This is a genomic window from Streptomyces sp. NPDC015345, from assembly GCF_043078805.1.
Classification (GTDB): Bacteria; Actinomycetota; Actinomycetes; order Streptomycetales; family Streptomycetaceae; genus Streptomyces.
The window spans coordinates 813,756-834,208 of the sequence record NZ_JBIBTX010000001.1 but is presented as its reverse complement, the minus strand read 5'-3'; the positions used below and the strand labels follow the sequence as shown (position 1 = coordinate 834,208).

General features: G+C 72.2%; 17 protein-coding genes. 9 read left to right on the top strand and 8 right to left on the bottom strand.

The features are described from left to right. Positions 1-202: 202 nt before the first annotated feature. Positions 203-1,030, bottom strand: coding sequence for an aminotransferase class IV (locus tag ACF062_RS03815; RefSeq protein ID WP_392135237.1), 828 nt, complete (start codon positions 1,028-1,030; stop codon positions 203-205). Positions 1,031-1,086: 56 nt separating this feature from the next. On the opposite strand from ACF062_RS03815, the gene ACF062_RS03810 reads away from it, so the two are divergent. Continuing rightward, the gene (locus ACF062_RS03810; RefSeq protein ID WP_392135234.1) at positions 1,087-1,497 is read left to right on the top strand and encodes a VOC family protein; all 411 of its coding nucleotides are present in this window, start codon (positions 1,087-1,089) and stop codon (positions 1,495-1,497) included. Here the strand turns inward: ACF062_RS03810 and soxR are convergent. Then, positions 1,494-2,054: a redox-sensitive transcriptional activator SoxR gene (gene soxR / locus ACF062_RS03805; protein ID WP_392135232.1), complete on the bottom strand. Its 561-nt coding sequence runs from the start codon at positions 2,052-2,054 to the stop codon at positions 1,494-1,496. The two genes, ACF062_RS03810 and soxR, sit on opposite strands and share 4 nt — an antisense overlap. A 63-nt stretch (positions 2,055-2,117) precedes the next feature. Between soxR and ACF062_RS03800 the strand changes: the two genes are divergently transcribed. The 3 genes from ACF062_RS03800 (at position 2,118) to ACF062_RS03790 (ending at position 3,699) form a co-directional block, all read left to right on the top strand. After that, positions 2,118-2,774 carry an NADPH-dependent FMN reductase gene (locus ACF062_RS03800; RefSeq protein ID WP_392135229.1) on the top strand — a complete coding sequence of 219 codons (657 nt, stop codon included), beginning with the start codon at positions 2,118-2,120 and terminating at the stop codon, positions 2,772-2,774. Positions 2,775-2,830: 56 nt separating this feature from the next. Then, positions 2,831-3,205, top strand: coding sequence for a divalent-cation tolerance protein CutA (cutA, locus tag ACF062_RS03795; protein ID WP_392135226.1), 375 nt, complete (start codon positions 2,831-2,833; stop codon positions 3,203-3,205). 194 nt (positions 3,206-3,399) lie between these two features. Then, complete coding sequence (locus tag ACF062_RS03790) at positions 3,400-3,699, top strand: DUF6355 family natural product biosynthesis protein (protein ID WP_223774513.1); 300 nt, start codon at positions 3,400-3,402, stop codon at positions 3,697-3,699. A gap of 6 nt (positions 3,700-3,705) precedes the next feature. On the opposite strand, the gene ACF062_RS03785 is transcribed toward ACF062_RS03790, so the two are convergent. Together ACF062_RS03785 and ACF062_RS03780 are read right to left on the bottom strand one after the other, a co-directional pair. Further along, positions 3,706-5,955, bottom strand: coding sequence for a molybdopterin oxidoreductase family protein (locus ACF062_RS03785; protein WP_392135223.1), 2,250 nt, complete (start codon positions 5,953-5,955; stop codon positions 3,706-3,708). 348 nt (positions 5,956-6,303) lie between these two features. Beyond that, positions 6,304-7,077 carry a vancomycin high temperature exclusion protein gene (locus ACF062_RS03780; protein ID WP_392135220.1) on the bottom strand — a complete coding sequence of 258 codons (774 nt, stop codon included), beginning with the start codon at positions 7,075-7,077 and terminating at the stop codon, positions 6,304-6,306. Positions 7,078-7,351: 274 nt separating this feature from the next. Between ACF062_RS03780 and ACF062_RS03775 the strand changes: the two genes are divergently transcribed. From ACF062_RS03775 to ACF062_RS03755, 5 genes are all read left to right on the top strand, one after another. Next, positions 7,352-8,263: a sirohydrochlorin chelatase gene (locus tag ACF062_RS03775; RefSeq protein ID WP_392135217.1), complete on the top strand. Its 912-nt coding sequence runs from the start codon at positions 7,352-7,354 to the stop codon at positions 8,261-8,263. Positions 8,264-8,311: 48 nt separating this feature from the next. Continuing rightward, positions 8,312-9,694, top strand: a complete 1,383-nt coding sequence (locus ACF062_RS03770) for a deoxyguanosinetriphosphate triphosphohydrolase (protein ID WP_392135214.1) — start codon at positions 8,312-8,314, stop codon at positions 9,692-9,694. A 168-nt stretch (positions 9,695-9,862) separates the two neighbouring features. Then, positions 9,863-11,125 (top strand): NAD(P)/FAD-dependent oxidoreductase, encoded by a 1,263-nt coding sequence (locus tag ACF062_RS03765; RefSeq protein WP_392135211.1) that lies wholly within the window; start codon positions 9,863-9,865, stop codon positions 11,123-11,125. Positions 11,126-11,179: 54 nt separating this feature from the next. Continuing rightward, positions 11,180-13,078, top strand: a complete 1,899-nt coding sequence (gene dnaG, locus ACF062_RS03760; RefSeq protein WP_392135209.1) for a DNA primase — start codon at positions 11,180-11,182, stop codon at positions 13,076-13,078. A gap of 302 nt (positions 13,079-13,380) precedes the next feature. After that, positions 13,381-14,658, top strand: a complete 1,278-nt coding sequence (locus tag ACF062_RS03755) for an RNA polymerase sigma factor (protein WP_392135206.1) — start codon at positions 13,381-13,383, stop codon at positions 14,656-14,658. A 101-nt stretch (positions 14,659-14,759) separates the two neighbouring features. On the opposite strand, the gene ACF062_RS03750 is transcribed toward ACF062_RS03755, so the two are convergent. From ACF062_RS03750 to ACF062_RS03735, 4 genes are all read right to left on the bottom strand, one after another. After that, entirely contained in the window at positions 14,760-16,670 is a 1,911-nt protein-coding gene (locus ACF062_RS03750) for an ABC transporter ATP-binding protein (RefSeq protein WP_392135204.1), read from the bottom strand. A gap of 11 nt (positions 16,671-16,681) precedes the next feature. After that, positions 16,682-18,415 (bottom strand): ABC transporter ATP-binding protein, encoded by a 1,734-nt coding sequence (locus ACF062_RS03745; RefSeq protein ID WP_392135201.1) that lies wholly within the window; start codon positions 18,413-18,415, stop codon positions 16,682-16,684. A 170-nt stretch (positions 18,416-18,585) separates the two neighbouring features. Then, positions 18,586-20,013: an FGGY family carbohydrate kinase gene (locus tag ACF062_RS03740; protein ID WP_392135198.1), complete on the bottom strand. Its 1,428-nt coding sequence runs from the start codon at positions 20,011-20,013 to the stop codon at positions 18,586-18,588. Between the two features lie 81 nt (positions 20,014-20,094). Beyond that, positions 20,095-20,397, bottom strand: coding sequence for a YtxH domain-containing protein (locus ACF062_RS03735; RefSeq protein WP_223779025.1), 303 nt, complete (start codon positions 20,395-20,397; stop codon positions 20,095-20,097). Between the last annotated feature and the right edge of the window lie 56 nt (positions 20,398-20,453).

Genomic DNA, 20,453 nt, shown 5'->3' with positions numbered 1-20,453 from the left:
GAGTCCCGCTGTACCGAGGTAAAGGGCACTCGGCGGCGACCGCCTCCTGATGAGGCGTCACGAAGCCGTCCGTATGCCGCCCGTATGGGGGAACTTCGGCGCATCGGCGGGAGAGTTCCAGCAGGTCACCGGCGTCTCGCCGGCGAGATTCCGAAGAGCGTGCCCGGCGCCTGTGAATGGGTGACCCGACGCGGCGGCGCGCTCAGACCGTGTCCCAGGGCACCTCCTCGTAGACCCCGGCCACCGTCGCCATCAGCTTCTCGTCGACCGCGTACGCGACGGAGTCGATGCGCCGCACCGGGCTGACGCCCCACGCGTTGGTGACGAACGCCGCCGTGTACGACGGCAGGTCCGCGAGGGTGACGGGCGCGTGCACGGTGGGCAGCCCGGCGGCCGGCAGGCGCGCCTCGATCAGCCGCATCGTGATGCCCGCCAGGTGCGGCGCGTTCGGCCACACGATCCGTGGGCCGCCCGGTGTGCGCTCGCAGAAGGCGATGTTCGTGACGGCGCCCTCGCTGATCTCCCCGCCGGGGCCGGTGAGCAGCGCGTCGTCGAAGCCCGCGCGCCGCGCCAGCTCGCCGTACCGGGCCTGTCCGAAGCCGCCCAGATGTTTGATGTGGGCGAAGGGCCGCTGATACGGCACGGACATCAGCGCCCGCGCGCGGTCCGCCATGGCGGCGGGCAGCACGGTGGGCGGCCGCACGGTCACCATCAGGGACGGTTCGCCTTCGGGGGCGTGGACGTGGACGCGTACGGAGGCGTCGTCGATGGCGCTCGCGCCGGCGGGGTCGCCGCGCAGGATGTGCCGGATCAGGCCACGTACCCGCTCCCCGTCCAGCCCTCGCCCGAACAGTTCGCGCGTCGCCGCGTCGAGGCGGTCCAGATGGAGGTCGATGCCGCGCACCTTGCCGCCTCTGACCTGCATCGCGGTGAAGTGTCCGGTGTTGACGAGGGCGGGCCACAGCAGGTTCTCCGCGGTGGCGGGACGTCCGTCGATCTCAATGCGCTGGACCAGCGCCGGAGTTGTCATGGCGCCACGCTACGAGACGGCCTCCGGCACTCTTGATCTTGTGGCAAGATCGCGGGATGCTACGACTGACCGACTTCATTATCGACTGCCCGGACACGATGAAGCTGGCAGCCTTCTACTCCGAAGTGACGGGGCTTCCGGTCAAGGAGGGCAGCGACGAGAACTGGGCCGGTATCCAGTTCGGCGAGATCGAACTGGCCTTCATCCAGGTGGAGGACTACCGCGCCCCGCAGTGGCCCGACAACGAGCACCCCAAGCAGTTCCACCTCGACTTCGAAGTCGACGACATCGAGGCCGAAGAGCGCCGGGTCGTGTCCCTCGGCGCCACCCCGCAGCGGGACTGCGTCGAGCCCGACGGCTACGGCTTCCGCGTCTATACCGACCCCATCGGCCACCCCTTCTGCCTCTGCCGCAACAAGGGTGTCATCTGGACCGATCAGCGCCCCGTCTGGCCCAAGCGCGACTAGCCCCCGGCTCCCTGCGGACCGGCGGCGGTTCCGGCTTCCCCCGGCCCGGGGGCGCCGGCCTGCGCCGTGTCCGTGCGGCCCGCGGGGCCGCTCGGGTCCTTGTCCTCCAGCAGGCGGCGCGGCCCGGGGCCGCGCTCGCCCAGTTCGTCCCACGGGTTGGTCAGCGCGCACTTGGCGAGCGAGAGGCAGCCGCAGCCGATGCAGTCGGTGAGGTTGTCGCGCAGCCGCTGGAGGGCGCGGATGCGGTCGTCGAGATCCGCGCGCCAGCACTCGGAGATCCGTGCCCAGTCCTCGCGGGTCGGCGTGCGGTCCTCGGGCAGCAGGCCGAGCACCTCGCGGATGGTGGCGAGCGGGATGCCGAGCCGCTGCGAGGTGCGGATGAAGGCCACCCTGCGCAGGGTGTCGCGGCTGTAGCGGCGCTGATTGCCAGAGGTGCGGCGGGCCGTGATGAGCCCCTCGCGTTCGTAGAACCGCAGGGCGGACGGGGCGACCCCGCTGCGTGCGGCGAGCTCTCCGACGGTGGCTTCCTTGGCGTCCGGTGCGAGATGCGCGGTCATGCGGTCAGATTAGCCACACGGCGCGCTTGACCTGAACCAAGGTTTAACTAAGAGGCTTGGCCCATGACTGAGACCACGTCCTCCTCGTCCACCCTGTCTTCCTCCTCCGCCACCGCGTCCTCCACCGTCTCCCCGGACGCCGACGCGCCGCTCCGCGTCGCCGTGATCATCGGCAGCAACCGCGAGGGCCGCTTCGGGCCGATCGTCGCCGAGTGGCTGCTCTCCCGGGTCCGCGAACGCTCTGACCTCTCCCTCGACGTCGTCGACCTCGCCGAGGTCGACCTGCCGACCTCCCTCTCCTTCGACCCGTCCGCCGCCGTCGCCGCCGAACTCGCCAAGGTCACCCCGAAGCTGGCCGCCGCCGACGCGTTCATCGTCCTCACCCCCGAGTACAACCACTCCTACCCGGCGTCCCTCAAGAGCGTCGTCGACTGGCACAAGGCGGAGTGGGAGGCCAAGCCCGTCGCCTTCGTCTCCTACGGCGGGCTCTCCGGAGGCCTACGGGCCGTCGAGCACCTGCGCCCGGTCTTCGCCGAACTGCACACGGTCACCATCCGCGACACCGTCTCCTTCCACAACGCGGGCGCCCTCTTCGACGACGCCGGCAACCACCGCGATCCGGCGGGCGCCGACGCCGCCGCCAAGGTCATGCTCGACCAGCTGGCCTGGTGGGGCTGGGCGCTCCGGGGCGCCAAGGCGGTGCGGCCGTACGGGAGTTAAGCGGGCGGGGGTGGGCGGGTCGGCGAGTCCTGGCCGTCGCTGTGCACAATCGCCGTATGGACGACGAACCGACGACGCAGCCCGCACCGACCGCGCCGCCCGTACCAGGCGCGCCGACCGCGCTGACCGTGCTGACCACGGCCGACGCGGAAGGCAAGGCGCGGGAACTCGCGTACGGCGCGATCCGGGCGCGGCTCGCGGCCTGTGCGCAGATCACCGGGCCCGTCACCTCCGTGTACCGCTGGGAGGACGAGATCGAGACCGCCCAGGAATGGCAGGTGCTCCTCAAAACGACCGCCGCCCGCTATGCCGCCCTGGAGGCGTGGCTCACCGAGGCCCACGACTACGACACCCCCGAGATCATCGCCACGCCGGTGGTCCGGGGGAGCGCGGCCTACCTGGAGTGGGTGGAGCGGGAGACCACCGACTGACAACTCGCCCCCCACCCGCCCCAGAAGACGAAAACCGCAGCTCAAACGCCGACGCACTCGATCTGGCGTACTCCATCACTCATACGGACGACGTCGCGCGACCGCGAAGAGTCACAGCGATGAGACTCTGCGTGTGCCCTTCCGGTGCACGCGATCGGTGCGTGAGCACCACGTCCTCAAGAAGGAGTCGCTTCATGCGAGTTCGCCGTTCCCTGCCCGCGTTCGTCGGAGCCGTGACCCTCGCCCTCGGTATGTCGATGGCGGCGACCGCCACCGCGACCGCCGTCTCGCCGTCCGCCATCCAGAACCCCTGCGGGTTCTACGAGACCCACAGCGACGCCTACTACAACCACTGCACGAGCGACGGCTCGAAGATCCTGATCGAGATCGACGACTGGGGCCCGAACACCGTCAAGTGCGTCGGCCCCGGTGTCACCTGGATCGGCGAAGCCGGGGACGTCGACGGCGCCTGGTACATCGGGCGCACCTGCTGACCTCTCCTAGCCCTGTTCCGGCGGGCCCGGGCGCGCACCCGCCCGGGCCCTGTCCCTGTCCGCGTCCGTGTTCAGGACCCCGTCCCCGTTCGTGGTCATGGGCTCCGCCGGTTCGAGCCGCACCGCGCACACCTTGAACTCCGGCATCCGCGAGACCGGGTCGAGCGCCGGATGCGTCAGCGAATTGGCCCGCCCCTCGCCCGCCCAGTGGAACGGCATGAAGACCGTGTCCGGACGGATCGACGACGTGACCCGTGCCGGAGCGACCGCGCGGCCACGCCGCGACACCACGGCGACCGCCTCGCCCTCCGCTATCCCGAGCCGCGCCGCGAGCCGCGGATGCACCTCCACGAACGGGCCTGGCGCCGCGGAGTTGAGCTCATCGACCCGCCGCGTCTGCGCCCCCGACTGGTACTGCGCGAGGACCCGCCCGGTGGTCAGCAGCACGGGATACTCCGCGTCCGGCTCCTCAGCGGCGGGCCGGTGCACGACCGGCACGAACCGCGCCCGCCCGTCCTCCGTGGCGAACCGGTCGAGGAACAGCCGAGGCGTCCCGGGATGCATGGCCTCCTCGCCACCCGCCTCCACGTCACCACGGGGGCACGGCCAGAACACCCCCTCGCCCTCCCCCTCCCTCAACCGCTCGTACGAGATGCCGGAGTAGTCCGCCGCCCCGCCCGCGCTCGCCCGGCGCAGCTCCTCGAAGACCTCCCGCGGATCGGTGGGGAACTTCTTCCCGTGGCCGAGCCGCGCCGCGAGCCCGTGCAGCACCTCCAGGTCGCTGCGGACCCCGTCGGGCGCGGACACCGCCCGGCGGCGCAGCAGCACCCGCCCCTCCAGGTTGGTCACCGTCCCCGTCTCCTCGGCCCACTGCGTCACCGGCAGCACCACGTCCGCCAGTTCGGCCGTCTCGGACAGCACGACGTCCGCCACCGCGAGGAAGTCGAGCGACCGCAGCCGCTCCTCCACATGCGCGGCCCGGGGCGCCGACACGACCGGGTTGGAACCCATCAGGAGCAGTGTCCTGATGTCCCCGCCGAGCGCGTCGAGCAGTTCGTACGCCGACCGGCCGGGGCCCGGCAGCGTGTCGGGATCCACGCCCCAGACCTCCGCCACGTGCGCCCGCGCCGCCGGGTCCGTCAGCTTGCGGTAGCCGGGCAACTGGTCGGCCTTCTGGCCGTGTTCGCGCCCACCCTGGCCGTTGCCCTGCCCGGTCAGGCAGCCGTACCCGGACAGCGGACGCCCCGCCCGGCCCGTGGCGAGGCACAGATTGATCCACGCCCCGACGGTGTCCGTGCCCTTGGACTGCTGCTCGGGCCCGCGCGCGGTGAGCACCATCGCGGCCTTCGCGTCGCAGAACATGCGCACCGTCTCGCGCAGTTGGGGCACCGGCACGCCGGTGATCCGCTCGACCAGCTCGGGCCAGTGCGCCATCGCCGCCGCCCGCGCCTCCTCCCAGCCGGTCGTCCGCTCCTCGATGAACGCCTCGTCCGTGCGGCCCCCGGACACGACCAGGTGCAGCAGGCCGAGCGCCAGGGCGAGGTCCGTGCCGGGACGCGGCGCCAGATGCAGGTCGGCCTGCTCGGCGGTGCGCGTCCGGCGCGGGTCCACGACGATCAGCGTGCCGCCGTTCTCCCGCAGTTCCGTGAGGTACCGCAGGGCGGGCGGCATCGTCTCGGCGAGGTTCGACCCGACGAGGATCACGCAGCCGGTGCGCGGGATGTCCTCCAGCGGGAACGGTAGCCCCCGGTCGAGCCCGAACGCCCGCTGCCCGGCCGCCGCGGCCGACGACATGCAGAACCGTCCGTTGTAGTCGATCTGCGACGTGCCGAGCGCCACCCGCGCGAACTTGCCGAGCGCGTACGCCTTCTCGTTGGTCAGCCCGCCTCCGCCGAAGACCCCGCAGGAGTCCGGGCCATGTTCCGCACGCGCGCGGGACAGCTCGGCGGCGATCCGGTCCAGGGCCTCCTCCCAGGTGGCCGGCGCGAGCTTGCCCGTGGCGTGGGATCGGACGAGGGGCTCGGTCAGGCGCACCCGGGAGGAGAGCAGAGCGGGCGCCGTGCGTCCCTTGCCGCACAGGGCGCCCTTGTTCACGGGGAACGCCGCGCGCTCCACGACCTCCACGCCACCACCGGTGCCCGCCGTCAGCCCCATCCCGCACTGAAGCGCGCAGTACGGGCAGTGGGTCGCCGTCACCGCCGTGACCACGGGAGTCGCGGAGGTCGCCGGTGTCGCGGGTGTCGCCGTGGAGTGCATGCCGCCCAGCGTCCGCCGTGCTTGTTACGTGCCCAGACGCGCTCGCGTTACGCACGCGGTAAGCCGGTCTCAGCCATGCCCGCGCCCCACTGTGAGGTACGGCCCCGAGCCGCCGGTGGACGGACTGCCGTGCCGGGGTGCGTGAGGGGCGTCCCGACATCCTCCTTGCAAGGGAGGCGCTCACTGCTGGACCCGCGCCCGCCGGGGCCGCTCGCCCGCGGGCTTGTCGGCGAGCGAGCCGATGAAGAGCGGCTTTGACAGTTTGGTGCGCGGCCAGGCACCTGCGGGTGTGTCGTGGCTGGGCGCGCAGTTCCCCGCGCCCCTTCGGGGCGCCCAAGCCCCCAAGACTCACCGCCCCGAAGCCAGCGCCCGTTCCACGCCCCGCTCTCGTGGGCCCAGGAAGCGCGGGTCCGGGTGGAACGCCGCGTCCAGCGCCGCCTTGCCCGCCGCAAAGACCTCCCGCGCTCCGCCGTAGTACCAGGTCGCGTCGTGCACCGCGTCCACCCCGACGCCGTACGACGAGACACCCGCCGCGTCGCAGAGCGCCACCGCTCTGCGTATGTGGAAGCCCTGGCTGATCAGCACCGCCCGGTCCACGCCGAAGATCTTCTTGGCGCGGACGCAGGAGTCCCAGGTGTCGAACCCGGCGTAGTCGCTCACGATCCGCCGGTCCGGCACGCCGTGCTTCTTCAGATAGGCGCGCATCGCGTCCGGTTCGTCGTACTCCTCGCGGCTGTTGTCGCCCGTGACGAGCACGACCTCTATCCGTCCCGCGCGGTACAACTCGGCCGCCGCGTCCAGCCTATGCGCGAGATACGGCGACGGCTCGCCCTTCCACAGGCCGGCGCCGAAGACCATCGCGACCCGTGCGCGCGGCGCGTCCGCGACCGAGCCGATCTTGCTGTCCGTCGTCACGAAGAGCCAGGTCGCGGGCAGCAGCGCGACGACGCACAGCGCCATCGCTCCCTGCACGGCCCGCCGCCGCCCCTTCCGCGTCCGTGGGAGCCGCGACCACGCCGGACGCCGCGGCCACGCCGGGCGCGACCGCCCCGCCAAGCCCGCACGCCACGCCGCCGCCGACCCCCGCAGCCGCTCCCACCAGCGCCGATTCACCTGGTCCATGTGTGCCTCGCCCCCGTGCCACCCCTCGGACCTCCCCAGATCCGATCACTCCCCCCACCGTAGGCCACACCACCGGCGACGAGTGCGTCCCGCAACCCGGACCCGCCCCTGAAACGCCCCTGACCCACCCCCGAGCCGGCCCCCTGACCCGCCCGCCGCCGCAGACCCCTGACCGGCCCCCCTGACCGACCCCCGCCCCCCGCCGTGAGCCCGCCGCAAACAGCCGTCACGGCCGCGCAACGCCCCCGCAATCTGCCCCGGCCATCCTCGGTCCATGACGCCGTCGAACCCTCTTCACGACGACTCCGGCAGCACCCACCTCGACAGTACGGCGCAACTCATGGACCGAATCACCAGCCAACTCGGCAGCCGGCTCGGCCTCGTCTCACCCGACGGCAGCCGCCGCCCGGCCCCCCGCCCCCGTCCCGGCACCCGCCCCACCCTCGTCCTCGTCCCCCACGGCAGCCGCGACCCCCGCGCCCTCGCCACCGTCACGGCCCTCGCCGAGCGGATCCGCGAGCAGCGGCCCGGCCTCACCGTCCGCCTCGGGCACATCGAGCTGAACGAGCCACTGCTCACCGACACCCTCGCCGCGCAGCGGGGCGGCCGGGCCGTGCTCGTCCCGCTGCTCCTGAGCCGGGGCCAGCACGTCAAGCGGGACATCCCGGCGGCCGCCGCCGGCGTCCCCCACCTCGACACCCGCGTGGCCGCCCCGCTCGGCCCGCACCCGATGCTCGCCGAGGCGCTGCACTACCGGCTCGTCGAGGCGGGCTGGCCCACGCGGCCCCCGAGCACGGGCACACGCCGCCGCCACGCGGTCGTCCTCGCCGCCGCGGGCTCCCGTGACCCCGAGTCGGCCGCCGACACCGAGGCCGCCGCCGCCCTGCTCGCCGACCGCCTGGGCGTGCCCGTGATCCCCGCCTACGCCGCCCCCACCGCCGCCTGCGCCCGCACCGTGCCCGACGCCCTTGAAGCCCTGGCCGCCGAGGGCCGGACCCGCACCGCCGTCGCCGCGTACTTCACCGCGCCGGGCCGCTTCGCCACCCAGAGCGCGGCCGCCGCCCCCTGGATCGCCGCACCCCCGCTCGGCGCCCACCCCGCGCTGGCCCGGCTCGTCTTGCACCGCTACGACCAGGCCCGCAGCGTCCCGTCGGCGGCCGAATACCGGCGCCTCACCGCCGTCTGACGGGAGGCCAGATCCCCCTTTGTCACTGCTTGCGTCTACTGTCGGTGCATGGAAGGCACCGTGGAAGGCACAGCACCGAACGCGCGATCCGAGGCCCAGGACGCCTGCGCGGCCTATGACGAGGCCGCCGTCGAGCGATGGGCCGCCGAGCCCGACAAGAGGCCGGGGCGTACGGCCTTCCAGCGCGACCGCGCGCGTGTGGTGCACTCCGCCGCGCTGCGCCGGCTCGCCGGAAAGACCCAGGTCGTCACGCCCGGCACGAGAAGCCAGGCCTGGGACGCCAGCGCCCGCACCCGGCTGACACACTCCCTGGAGTGCGCCCAGGTGGGCCGCGAGCTGGGCGCCGCCCTGGGCTGCGACCCCGACCTGGTGGAGACCGCCTGCCTCTCCCACGACCTCGGCCACCCGCCCTTCGGGCACAACGGCGAGCAGGCGCTGAACGAGGTGGCGGCGGACTGCGGCGGCTTCGAGGGCAACGCCCAGTCGCTGCGCCTGCTCACCCGCATCGAGCCGAAGCGCTTCGTGCGCTCGGAATCCACCGGCGAGCTGGTCAGCGTCGGCCTCAACCTCACCCGCGCCGCCCTGGACGCCGCCACCAAGTACCCCTGGCGGCGCGGCGGCCACCCCACGAACCCGGCGTCCTCGAAGTTCGGGGTCTACGAGGACGACCGCCCGGTCTTCGACTGGATCCGCAAGGAGGCCCCGGGGCAGCGCACCTGCTTCGAGGCTCAGGTCATGGACTGGTCGGACGACGTGGCGTACTCGGTCCACGACTTCGAGGACGGCCTGCACGCCGGCCACATCGACCCCAACGCGCTGCACGCCGAACCGGAGCGGCGGGACATCTACACCGTGGCCCTCGGGCGCTACGTCCCCGCGGACACCGACCCCGAAGAGCTCGCCGAGGCCCTCGACCGCCTCCTGGAGCAGGAGTGGTGGCCGCACGGATACGACGGATCGGCCGTCGCCCAGGCCCGCTTGAAGGACGCCACCAGCCAGCTCATCGGCCGCTTCTGCCTCGCCGCGGAGACCGCCACCCGCGCGCGATGGGGGCCCCGCCCAGGCCGTCCAGGCACTGGGGGAGGCAGAGGGCCCCTCTCGCGGTATGCCGCAGAGCTCGTCGTGCCCCGCGCGGCGCGGCACGAGTGCGCGGTGCTCAAGGCCGTCGCCGACCTCTACGTGATGCAGCGCCCCGCGCAGGAGCGGCTCCGCGCGGACCAGCGCGTCGTCGTGGCCGAACTCGCCGAGGCGCTCACGGCGCGTGCCCCCGAGGGCCTCGACCCGCAGTTCAGGGCGCTGTACGACGCGGCGCCCGACGACCGGGCCGCGCGGCGCGTCGTGATCGACCAGATCGCGTCACTCACGGACGCGGCGGCCCGCGCCCTGCACACCCGCCTGACGGCGAGACAGCAAGGGAGCAGCGGCCGGTGACCATGGAGTGACCACAGGGCGTGACGAAAAGTGGCCTCTTGGGGCCACGCCCCCTTCCCCCATCACGCTCCGTGCGGGACGCTCCCTGTGGCGGCAAGGCTGTGTTCTTCGGCAAGGCTGTGTTCTTCCGGGGGCCACCCCCGGTACCCCCCGGCAAGGAGGCATCAAGTGGTCGACGCGCATCAGACGTTCGTCATTGTGGGAGGAGGTCTGGCCGGCGCCAAGGCGGCCGAGACGCTCCGTTCCGAGGGATTCACCGGCCGGGTGATCCTCGTCGGTGACGAGCGTGACCACCCCTACGAGCGCCCGCCCCTGTCCAAGGGCTACCTCCTCGGCAAGGAGGAGCGCGACAGCGTCTTCGTCCACGAACCGGGGTGGTACGCGCAAGCCGACGTGGAGCTGCACCTCGGCCAGCCCGTCGTCGCCATCGACCGCGCCACCAGGAGCGTGCGCCTCGGCGACGGCACGGCCGTCCACTACGACAAGCTGCTCCTGGCCACCGGCGCCGAGCCGCGCCGCCTCGACATCCCCGGCACGGACCTCGCGGGCGTCCACCACCTGCGCCGCCTCGCCCACGCCGACCGCCTCCGGCAGGTCCTCGCGGCCCTCGGCAGGGACAACGGCCACCTGGTGATCGCGGGCGCGGGCTGGATCGGCCTGGAGGTCGCGGCGGCCGCCAGGGAGTACGGCGCGGAGGTCACCGTCGTCGAGCGGGAGCCGACCCCGCTGCACGGCGTCCTCGGCCCGGAGTTCGGCCAGGTCTTCACCGACCTGCACGCCGAGCACGGGGTGCGCTTCCACTTCGGCGCCTCGCTCACCGAGATCGTCGGCCAGGACGGCATGGTCCTCGCCGTCCAGACGGACGACGGCGAGGAGCACCCCGCGCACGACGTGCTCGCCGCGATCGGCGCCGCCCCGCGCACGGCGCTCGCCGAGGCCGCGGGCCTCGACCTGGCCGACCGCGCGCACGGCGGCGGCGTGCTGGTCGACGCCTCGCTGCGGACCTCGGACCCCGACATCTACGCGGCGGGCGACGTGGCCGCCCAGCACCACCCGCTCTTCGGCACGGGGCTGCGCGTCGAGCACTGGGCGAACGCCCTGAACGGCGGCCCGGCGGCCGCCCGCGCCATGCTCGGCCAGGACGTCCGCCATGACCGCGTGCCCTACTTCTTCTCCGACCAGTACGACGTGGGCCTGGAGTACTCCGGCTGGGCGCCCCCGGGCACGTACGACCAGGTGGTGGCCCGCGGAGACGTCGGGAAGCGGGAGTTCATCGCGTTCTGGCTGAGCGAGGGACGGGTGCTGGCCGGGATGAACGTCAATGTGTGGGAGGTCACGGAGACCGTGCAGCAGCTGATCCGCACGGGCGCCCGCCCGGACATCGAGCGCCTCGCGGACCCCTCCGTCCCCCTGGAGTCGCTGCTCGCGTGAGGGCCGGGCGGCGGCCCGGGCGGGAGTGTCACAGGCGAGCCGTAGTATTCGTACGTGGCAGGCAGGATCAATGACGAGGACGTGAAGGCGGTTCGGGACGCGGTCCCGATCGACGCCGTGGTCTCCGACTACCTCCAGCTGCGCAACGCCGGAGGTGGAAACCTCAAGGGCCTGTGCCCCTTCCACGACGAGAAGTCCCCGTCGTTCCAGGTCAGCCCGAGCAAGGGCCTCTTCCACTGCTTCGGCTGCCAGGAAGGCGGCGACACGATCGCCTTCGTGATGAAGATCGACCACCTCACGTTCTCGGAGACGGTCGAGCGCCTCGCCGCCAAGGCGGGCATCACGCTGCGGTACGAGGAAGGCGGGTACAACCCCAGCCACCAGCGCGGCGAGCGCATCCGCCTGGTCGAGGCCCACAAGGTCGCCGCCCAGTTCTACGTGGAGCAGCTGGAGAGCCCCGAGGCCGAGATCGGCCGCAAGTTCCTCGCCGAGCGCGGCTTCGACCAGGCCGCCGCCGCGCACTTCGGCGTGGGGTACAGCCCGGCCGGCTGGGACCACCTCACCCGCTATCTGCGCGGCAAGGGCTTCACCGACAAGGAGCTGACCCTCTCCGGCCTCTCCCAGGAGGGCCGCCGCGGCCCCATCGACCGCTTCCGCGGCCGCCTGATGTGGCCCATCCGCGACATCGGCGGCGAGGTCGTCGGCTTCGGCGCCCGCAAGCTGCGCGACGACGACAACGGCCCGAAGTACCTCAACACCCCCGAGACCCCGATCTACAAGAAGGGCCAGGTCCTCTACGGCGTCGACCTGGCCAAGAAGGAGATCGCCAAGACCTCCCGCGCGGTCGTCGTCGAGGGGTACACCGACGTCATGGCCTGCCACCTCGCCGGCGTCACCACCGCCATCGCGACCTGCGGCACGGCCTTCGGCGGCGACCACATCAAGATCCTGCGCCGCCTCCTGATGGACAACGGCTCGGCGCGGGTCATCTTCACCTTCGACGGCGACGCGGCAGGCCAGAAGGCCGCCCTGCGCGCCTTCGAGGACGACCAGAAGTTCGCCGCCGAGACGTACATCGCCATCGCGCCCGAGGGCATGGACCCCTGCGAGCTGCGCCTGGCCAAGGGCGACGAGGCGGTCGCCGACCTCGTCGAGCCCCGCACGCCGCTCTTCGAGTTCGCCCTGCGCCAGATCGTCTCCCGGTACGACCTGGAGACCCCCGCCGGCCGCGCCGCCGCCCTGGACGAGGCGGCGCCCGTCGTGGCCCGCATCAAGAACAGCGGCGCGCAGCACGAGGTGGCCGTCCAGCTCGCCGGCATGCTCGGCATCCTCGACACCCAGTTCGTCGTCAAGCGCGTGGCACAGCTGGCCCGTTGGGCCCGTGACCGCGGCGGCCGGGGCCCCGCGCAGCCGCAGGGCAGACCCCAGCAGACGTACGCGCAGGGACCGCCGCCGCCCAGCGGCCCCGCGCTCACCCTGCGCAGCCCCGCCCACCGCACCGAGCGCGAGCTGCTCAAGCTGGCCCTCCAGCGCCCCGAGCTGGTCTCCCCGGCCTTCGACGCGTATGGGGTGGACGAGTTCACCGCCCCGCCCTACGCGGCCGTGCGCCAGTGCATCGAGGAGGCGGGCGGCGCCGAGGCGGGCATCGCCGACGCGCAGGCCTACCTCGCGCGCGTGCTCGACGCGGCACCCGACGACACGGTGCGCCGGATGGTCACCGAGCTGGCCGTCGAGGCGATCCTGCGCAAGACCGTCGACGAGGTGTACGCGGGCGTGCAGCTCGTCCAGGTCCGGCTGCGCGCCGTCGACCGCCGCATCCGCGACGTCCAGGGCAGCCTCGCCCGCCTGGGCGCCGGCGGTGACCCGCAGCGGCTGACCGCGGTGCAGAACGAGTTGTGGGTCCTCCAGCAGTACGGCCAGGCGCTGCGCGACCGCGGGGCCGACGCCCTCTAGGGCCTGTCTGACAATTCCCGCCTGCCTCGCGACGCCATGCACGCACTCTCGCCGCACCGGGCGCAGAGCCAAGTACATCCAGTACGAGGCCCTACGCCCGGCACGCCGAGAGCACGCACCTGACGCCGCGAGGCCGCCCTCCGGGCGACGACGGGAATTGTCAGACAGGCCCTAGACGCGTGGCCCTCAGGCGCGGCCGGCGCGGGTTGCCCCCCGGGTAACCACGCGGTTACGGACCGGACTCAAAAAGTCACCGCACGCCCCTCGTGGCGGCCGTGTGTCGTACCCCACACTGGGTTCCGGTGCCTGAGTCCTCGGAGCGCGGCCGGCCCGCAGACAGCGGGCCCGACACCCCCGCGGTTCCACCCCTCGTGTCCGGGACGGACAGCGGCGAGGCCGTCGTCCTTCTCCCGTTGCCGCACGCCTCAGCAGCGATCACCCTGGAGGTCGCCCCCGTGCAGACCCAGACCCAGACCCTCGCCCAGAGCGACACCGCCGCGCGCCCCGAAGCGGACAAGGACGTCCTGGAGGCGGTCCCGCCGCAGAGCCGCGCCCCGCTGCACCCCGAGTCCGAGACCCCCGAAGTCCCGGAACCCCCCGAGGCCCCCGAGCCCCTCGAACCGGAGACCGCCGACGTCCCAGCCCCCCGCGGCCGCACCGACACCGGCGGCCCGTCCTCCGACCTGTTCCGCCAGTACCTGCGCGAGATCGGGCGGATCCCCCTGCTCACCGCCGCGGAGGAGGTGGAGCTCGCCCGCAACGTGGAGGCCGGCCTCTTCGCCGAGGAGAAGCTGGGCAACACCCCCGACCTGGACTCCCAACTCGCCCTGGACCTCGACAAGCTGGTCGTCATGGGCCGGATGGCCAAGCGCCGCCTCATCGAGGCCAACCTCCGCCTGGTCGTCTCCGTCGCCAAGCGGTACGTGGGCCGCGGCCTCACCATGCTCGACCTCGTCCAGGAGGGGAACCTCGGCCTGATCAGGGCGGTGGAGAAGTTCGACTACGCCCGGGGCTACAAGTTCTCCACGTACGCGACCTGGTGGATCCGGCAGGCCATGTCCCGCGCCCTCGCGGACCAGGCCCGCACCATCCGCGTGCCCGTGCACGTCGTGGAGCTCATCAACCGCGTCGTGCGCGTCCAGCGCCGCATGCTCCAGGAGCGCGGGTACGAGCCCACGCCCGAGGAAGTGGCGGCCCAGCTGGACCTGCTCCCCGAGCGGGTCAGCGAGGTCCTCAGGCTGGCGCAGGAGCCGGTCTCGCTGCACGCGCCCGTCGGCGAGGAGGACGACGTCGCGCTCGGCGACCTCATCGAGGACGGCGACGCGACGTCCCCCGTGGAATCCGCCGCGTTCCTGCTGCTCCGCGAGCACCTGGAGGCGGTCCTCTCCACGCTCGGCGAGCGCGAGCGCAAGGTCGTCCAGCTGCGCTACGGCCTCGCGGACGGCAGGCCGCGCACCCTGGAGGAGATAGGGCGCATCTTCGGCGTGACGCGCGAGCGCATCCGCCAGATCGAGTCCAAGACCCTCAACAAACTCCGCGACCACGCGTTCGCGGACCAGTTGAGGGGCTACCTGGACTGAAGCACTCCGCCCAGGAAGCGCCCCGTCAGGGGCGCGGGGAACTGCGCGCTCAGCCACACGAGACCGGCACTCGCAGAACCCCGACACCCCCCACGACGCCCCTAGTCGACCTCGGCCACCGCCTCCGCGAACTGCGCCGCATAGAGTCGCGCGTACGCCCCACCGGCCGCCAGCAAGGCATCATGCGTCCCCTGCTCCACGATCGCCCCGTCCTCCATGACCAGGATCGTGTCCGCGTCCCGGATCGTGGAGAGCCGGTGCGCGATGACGAAGGACGTGCGCCCGTGCGCGAGCCGCGCCATCGCCTTCTGGATGAGCACCTCGGTGCGGGTGTCGACCGAACTCGTCGCCTCGTCGAGCACCAGGATCACCGGATCGGAAAGGAACGCCCGCGCGATGGTGATGAGTTGCTTCTCGCCCGCGCTCACGCCCGTGCCGTCGTCGTCGATCACCGTGTCGTATCCGTCGGGCAGGGTACGCACGAAACGGTCCGCGTGGGCCGCGCGCGCCGCCTCCTCGACCTCGTCGCGCGTGACCTCCTTCGCCGCGCCGTACGCGATGTTCTCCGCGATGGTGCCGCCGAAGAGCCAGGTGTCCTGGAGGACCATGCCGATCCCGGCCCGCAGCTCGTCCCGCGACATGCCGGCGATGTCGACGCCGTCCAGCGTGATGCGCCCGCCCGTCACCTCGTAGAACCGCATGAGCAGGTTGACCAGCGTCGTCTTGCCCGCGCCGGTCGGCCCGACGATGGCGACGGTGTGGCCGGGTTCCACGACCAGGGACAGGTCCTCGATGAGCGGCTTGTCCTTGGCGTAGCGGAAGGAGACGTGCTCCATCTCGACCCGCCCGCTGAGCTTCGCGGGACGCTCGCCCGGCACCGGGTCGGCCTCCTGCTCCTCGGCGTCGAGGATCTCGAAGACCCGCTCGGCGGACGCGACGCCCGACTGCACGAGGTTCGCCATCGAGGCGACCTGCGTGAGCGGCATCGAGAACTGCCGCGAGTACTGGATGAAGGCCTGCACGTCACCGATGGACAGCGAGCCCGACGCGACCCGCAGCCCGCCCACCACGGCCACAAGGACATAGTTCAGGTTCGAGATGAAGAACATCAGCGGCTGCATGGCGCCGCTGATGAACTGGGCCCTGAACCCGGCCTCGTACAACTGGTCGTTCTGCTCGGCGAACGCCTTCGCCGACTCCTCCTGCCGGCCGAACACCTTCACCAGGGCGTGCCCGGTGTACATCTCCTCGATGTGCGCGTTCAGCTTGCCGGTGCTCTTCCACTGCTGCACGAACTGCGGCTGCGATCGCTTGCCGACCTTCATCGCCACGAAGAACGACAGCGGCACGGTGACCAGCGCCACCAGCGCGAGCAGCGGCGACACCCAGAACATCATGACCAGCACGCCGATGATCGTCAGCAGCGAGTTGATGAGCTGGCCCATCGTCTGCTGGAGCGTCTGGTTGATGTTGTCGATGTCGTTCGTGGCACGGCTCAGCACCTCGCCGCGCTGCCGCTTGTCGAAGTACGACAGCGGCAGCCGCGACAGCTTCTCCTGTACGTCGCCACGCAACCGGAAGACGGTCCGGTTGATGGCGAGGTTGGAGAGCCGGGTCGCCACGGTCAGCAGCAGGCCGGCCGCGAGGAACGTGCCGAGCGCGAGCAGCAGGACCTCGCCCATCGCGCCGAAGTCGATGCCCTCGCCCGGCGTGAAGTCGACGCCGGTGAGCATGTCGGCCATGCCGCCGTCGCCCTTGTCGCGCAGGCCCTCGATCACCTGTTCCTTCGTCAGGTCCGCGGGCATGTCACGGCCGATGATCCCCGCGAAGATCAGGTCGGTCGCCCTGCCGAGGATCTTCGGGCCGAGGACGGAGAGCGCGACGCTCAGGATTCCGGCCGCGATCATCCCGTACATCGTGGTGCGCTCCGGCCTGAACTGCGCGAGCAGCCGCTTGCCTGAGCCCTTGAAGTCCATCGACCGGGAGTCGGGGCCCATCATCGGTCCACCCATGCCAGGGGGCATTACGCGGCCTCCGCTTCCGTCAGCTGGGAGAGCACGATCTCCCGGTAGGTCTCATTGCTCTCCATCAGCTCGTGATGGCGGCCGCTGCCCACGACCCGGCCCTCGTCGAGGACCACGATGCGGTCGGCGTCCCTGATGGTCGAGACGCGCTGCGCGACGATGACGACGGTCGCCTCGGCGGTTTCCCGGGACAGCGCGCCGCGCAGTGCCGCGTCGGTGGCGTAGTCGAGCGCGGAGAACGAGTCGTCGAAGAGGTAGATCTCCGGGCGCTGCACCAGCGTGCGCGCGATGGACAGGCGCTGGCGCTGGCCGCCGGAGACGTTGGTGCCGCCCTGCGAGATCGGCGCGTCGAGCCCCTCCGCCAGGCCCGCCACGAACTCCTTGGCCTGGGCGACCTCCAGGGCGTGCCAGAGTTCCTCGTCCGTCGCGTCCGGATTGCCGTACCGCAGGTTGGTCGCGACCGTGCCCGCGAAGAGGTACGGCTTCTGCGGGACCAGGCTCACGGTCCGCGCGAGCAGCGCGGGCTCGACGGTGGTCACGTCCACGCCGCCGACCAGGACCTGCCCCTCGGTCGCGTCGATCAGCCGAGGCACGAGGCCGAGCAGCGTCGACTTGCCGCTGCCCGTCGAGCCGATCACGGCGGTCGTCTCACCGGGGCGGGCGAGAAGGTCGATGGCCTTCAGGACGGGCTCCTCGGCGCCGGGGTAGCGGAAGCCCGCGCCCCGGATCTCCAGGTGGCCGTGGCTGCGCAGCTCGCGCACCGGTTCGGCCGGGGGCACCACGCTGGACTCGGTGTCCAGGACCTCCTCGATGCGCTCGGCACAGACCTCCGCGCGGGGCACCATCATGAACATGAAGGTGGCCATCATCACCGACATCACGATCTGCATGAGATAGGCGAGGAACGCGGTGAGCGCGCCGATCTTCATGTCGCCGCCGTCGATGCGCCGCGCGCCGAACCAGACGACGGCGACCGACGAGATGTTCACGACGGTCATGACGATCGGGAACATCAGCGCGAGCAGCCTGCCGCTGCCGAGCGAGACGTCGGTCAGGTCGGCGTTGGCCCCGCGGAAGCGCTCCTTCTCGTAGGTGTCCCGGACGAAGGCGCGGATGACGCGGTTGCCGGTGATCTGCTCACGCAGCACGCGGTTCACCGTGTCGAGCCGCACCTGCATGGTGCGGAACAGCGGACGCAGGCGCCGCACGATGAGGCTGACGCTGATCCCGAGGACGGGTACGACGGCGACCAGCACCCCGGAGAGGGGGATGTCCTGGCCGAGCGCCATCACGATGCCGCCGACGCACATGATGGGCGCGGTGACCATCAGCGTGAACGACATCAGGACCAGCATCTGCACCTGCTGGACGTCGTTGGTGGTCCGCGTGATCAGCGAGGGGGCGCCGAACTGGCCCATCTCGCGCGCGGAGAAGGACTGCACGCGGTCGAAGACGGCGGCCCGGACGTCGCGCCCGAGGGCGGAGGCGGTGCGTGCGCCGTAGAAGACGGCGCCGATGTTGCAGACCATCTGCACGATGGTGACGGCGATCATGACGCCACCGAAGGTGAGGATGTAACCCGTGTCCCCCTCGACGACACCGTTGTCGATGATGTCGGCGTTCAGGGTGGGCAGATAGAGCGCGGCGCAGGTCTGGAGGAACTGCAACAGCACCAGCAGGGCGATCGGTTTCTTGTACGGGCGCAGGTGCGTCCGCAGGAGTCGTATGAGCACGCTCGGTCTCTCGAAAGGGGTCGAATGGCGGCGAGTTCGGCGAGGTCGCCCCCCATCCTGCGGCACCCGACCCCTCGGGCGGCAACCGATTAACCCATGACCGGGTCAAAAATAAGCCCCGGTAAAGAACTGGGGTCACACAAGGACCGGGCGGTGCTCCCGCCGGTGGGTCAGGAGAACGCGCCGGGGTGCGACTGCTCCCGGACCGTCGAGTACTGCTGACGCACCGCCTGGCCCACCGCGAGCTCCTCGCCCGGTTCGAAGATCTGCGCCGCCGCCCCCTGCCAGAGCGGGAGTTGCCCCGTCAGCGCCCACGCGGCCTGGCGCGCGGCGCCGATCGCGGCGTAGTCCGCGGGCTGCGGCACCACGACCTGCGTGCCGAAGAGCATCGGCGCCGCCGCCTGCACGGCGGGCAGCTCGGCGGCGGCGCCCAGCAGGAACACCCGCCGCACGTCCACCCCGCGCACGCGCAGCACGTCGAGCGCGTCCCCGAGCCCGCAGAGCATGCCCTCGAACGCGGCCCGCGCCAGATGCTCGGGCTTCATCGACTCGCGCCGCAGCCCGGTCAACGTCCCTGCGGCATGCGGCAGGTTCGGCGTCTTCTCCCCCTCCAGATAGGGGAGGAAGGCGAGGCCGTGCGCACCCGGCGTCGACTTCATGGCGAGCGCGGACAGCTCCTCCAGATCCGCGACGCCCAGCATCTCGGCGGTGCCGCGCAGCACCCGCACCGCATTCATGGTGTGCACCACCGGCAGCTGCATCCCGGTGGCGTCCGCGAGCGAGGTGATCATCCCGCGCGCGTCGACCAGCGCCTCGTGGTGCACGGCCATCACCGACCCCGAGGCCCCGAGCGACACCACGGCGTCGCCCTGCTGGACCCCGAGCCCGAAGGCGGCCGCCATCGTCTCGCCGGTGCCGGCCGAGATCAGCAGCCCCTCGGGCGTCGTCCCCGCGGGCTCGGCGGGACCGATGACCTCGGGCAGCATCGCCTGGTGCCCGAGCGCCAGCTCGACGAGGTCGGGGCGGTACGCGCCCGTCGCCGCCGACCAGTAGCCGGTGCCGGAGGCCCCGCCGCGGTCGGTCGTACGCCGCGCGGGGCGGCCAAGGAGCTGCCACACCAGCCAGTCGGGGGCCTGCATGAGGGCGGCCACGTGCCGCGCCGCCTCCGGCTCGGTCCTGGCCAGCCAGCGCAGCTTCGTCACGGGCTGCGCGGCCTGCGGCACACACCCCACGGCCTGCGCCCACGCCTCGCGGCCGCCGAGGGCGTCGATCAGATCAACGGCGGCCACCTGCGCACGCCGGTCGTTGCCGACGAGCGCGGGCCGCACCGTGTTGCCATGGCTGTCCAGCGGCACCAGCGCGTTCTGCTGGGCGGAGACGCCGATGGCCTGCACGCCTTCGAGCAGCCCGCCGCCCGCCGCCTCGCCGAGGGAGAGCAGCCAGGCCTGCGGATCGACGTCGGAGGGCCGGCCGCCCCCCTCCGCGCTCTGCGGCGGATGCGGGGCGTAACCCTGCTTGAGTACGGCGCCGGTGTCCGTGTCACAGACCACAATGCGCGTGAAATCGGGCGAACTGTCCAACCCTGCGACTATCCCCATGCCAGGAATTCTGCCGCACCGCACCAGGTGTCCCGTACCCCCGGCGGCACAGGGCCACCGGCGGCACGGGCCCGCGTGCCGCTAGGTGTTGCTCGTGCCCCAGTCGTCCTCGCCGGAGCCCTGTCCCCGCTCGCGCAGCGACCGCACCCGGTCGGCGACCGAGTCGGGCATCCGGTCGCCCATCTTCTCGGAGACCGAGTGGAAGGCCTTGCCCGCCACCTCGCGCCCCTGCTGGCTCGCGGACTCGACGGTGTTGCGCACGGCCGGGTTCTGCGCGATCTCGCGGGCGGACTTCCTCAACTGCTCGTAACGCTCGCGTCCGGCCCGGGTCCCGAGCACGTACCCGAGGGCCAGTCCCGCCACGAATGTGAGCCGGTACCGCATGGCTGCCACCCTTTCCTTGCGTCGGCGTCGCACGTCTCTCGCACGTCAGTCGCGCG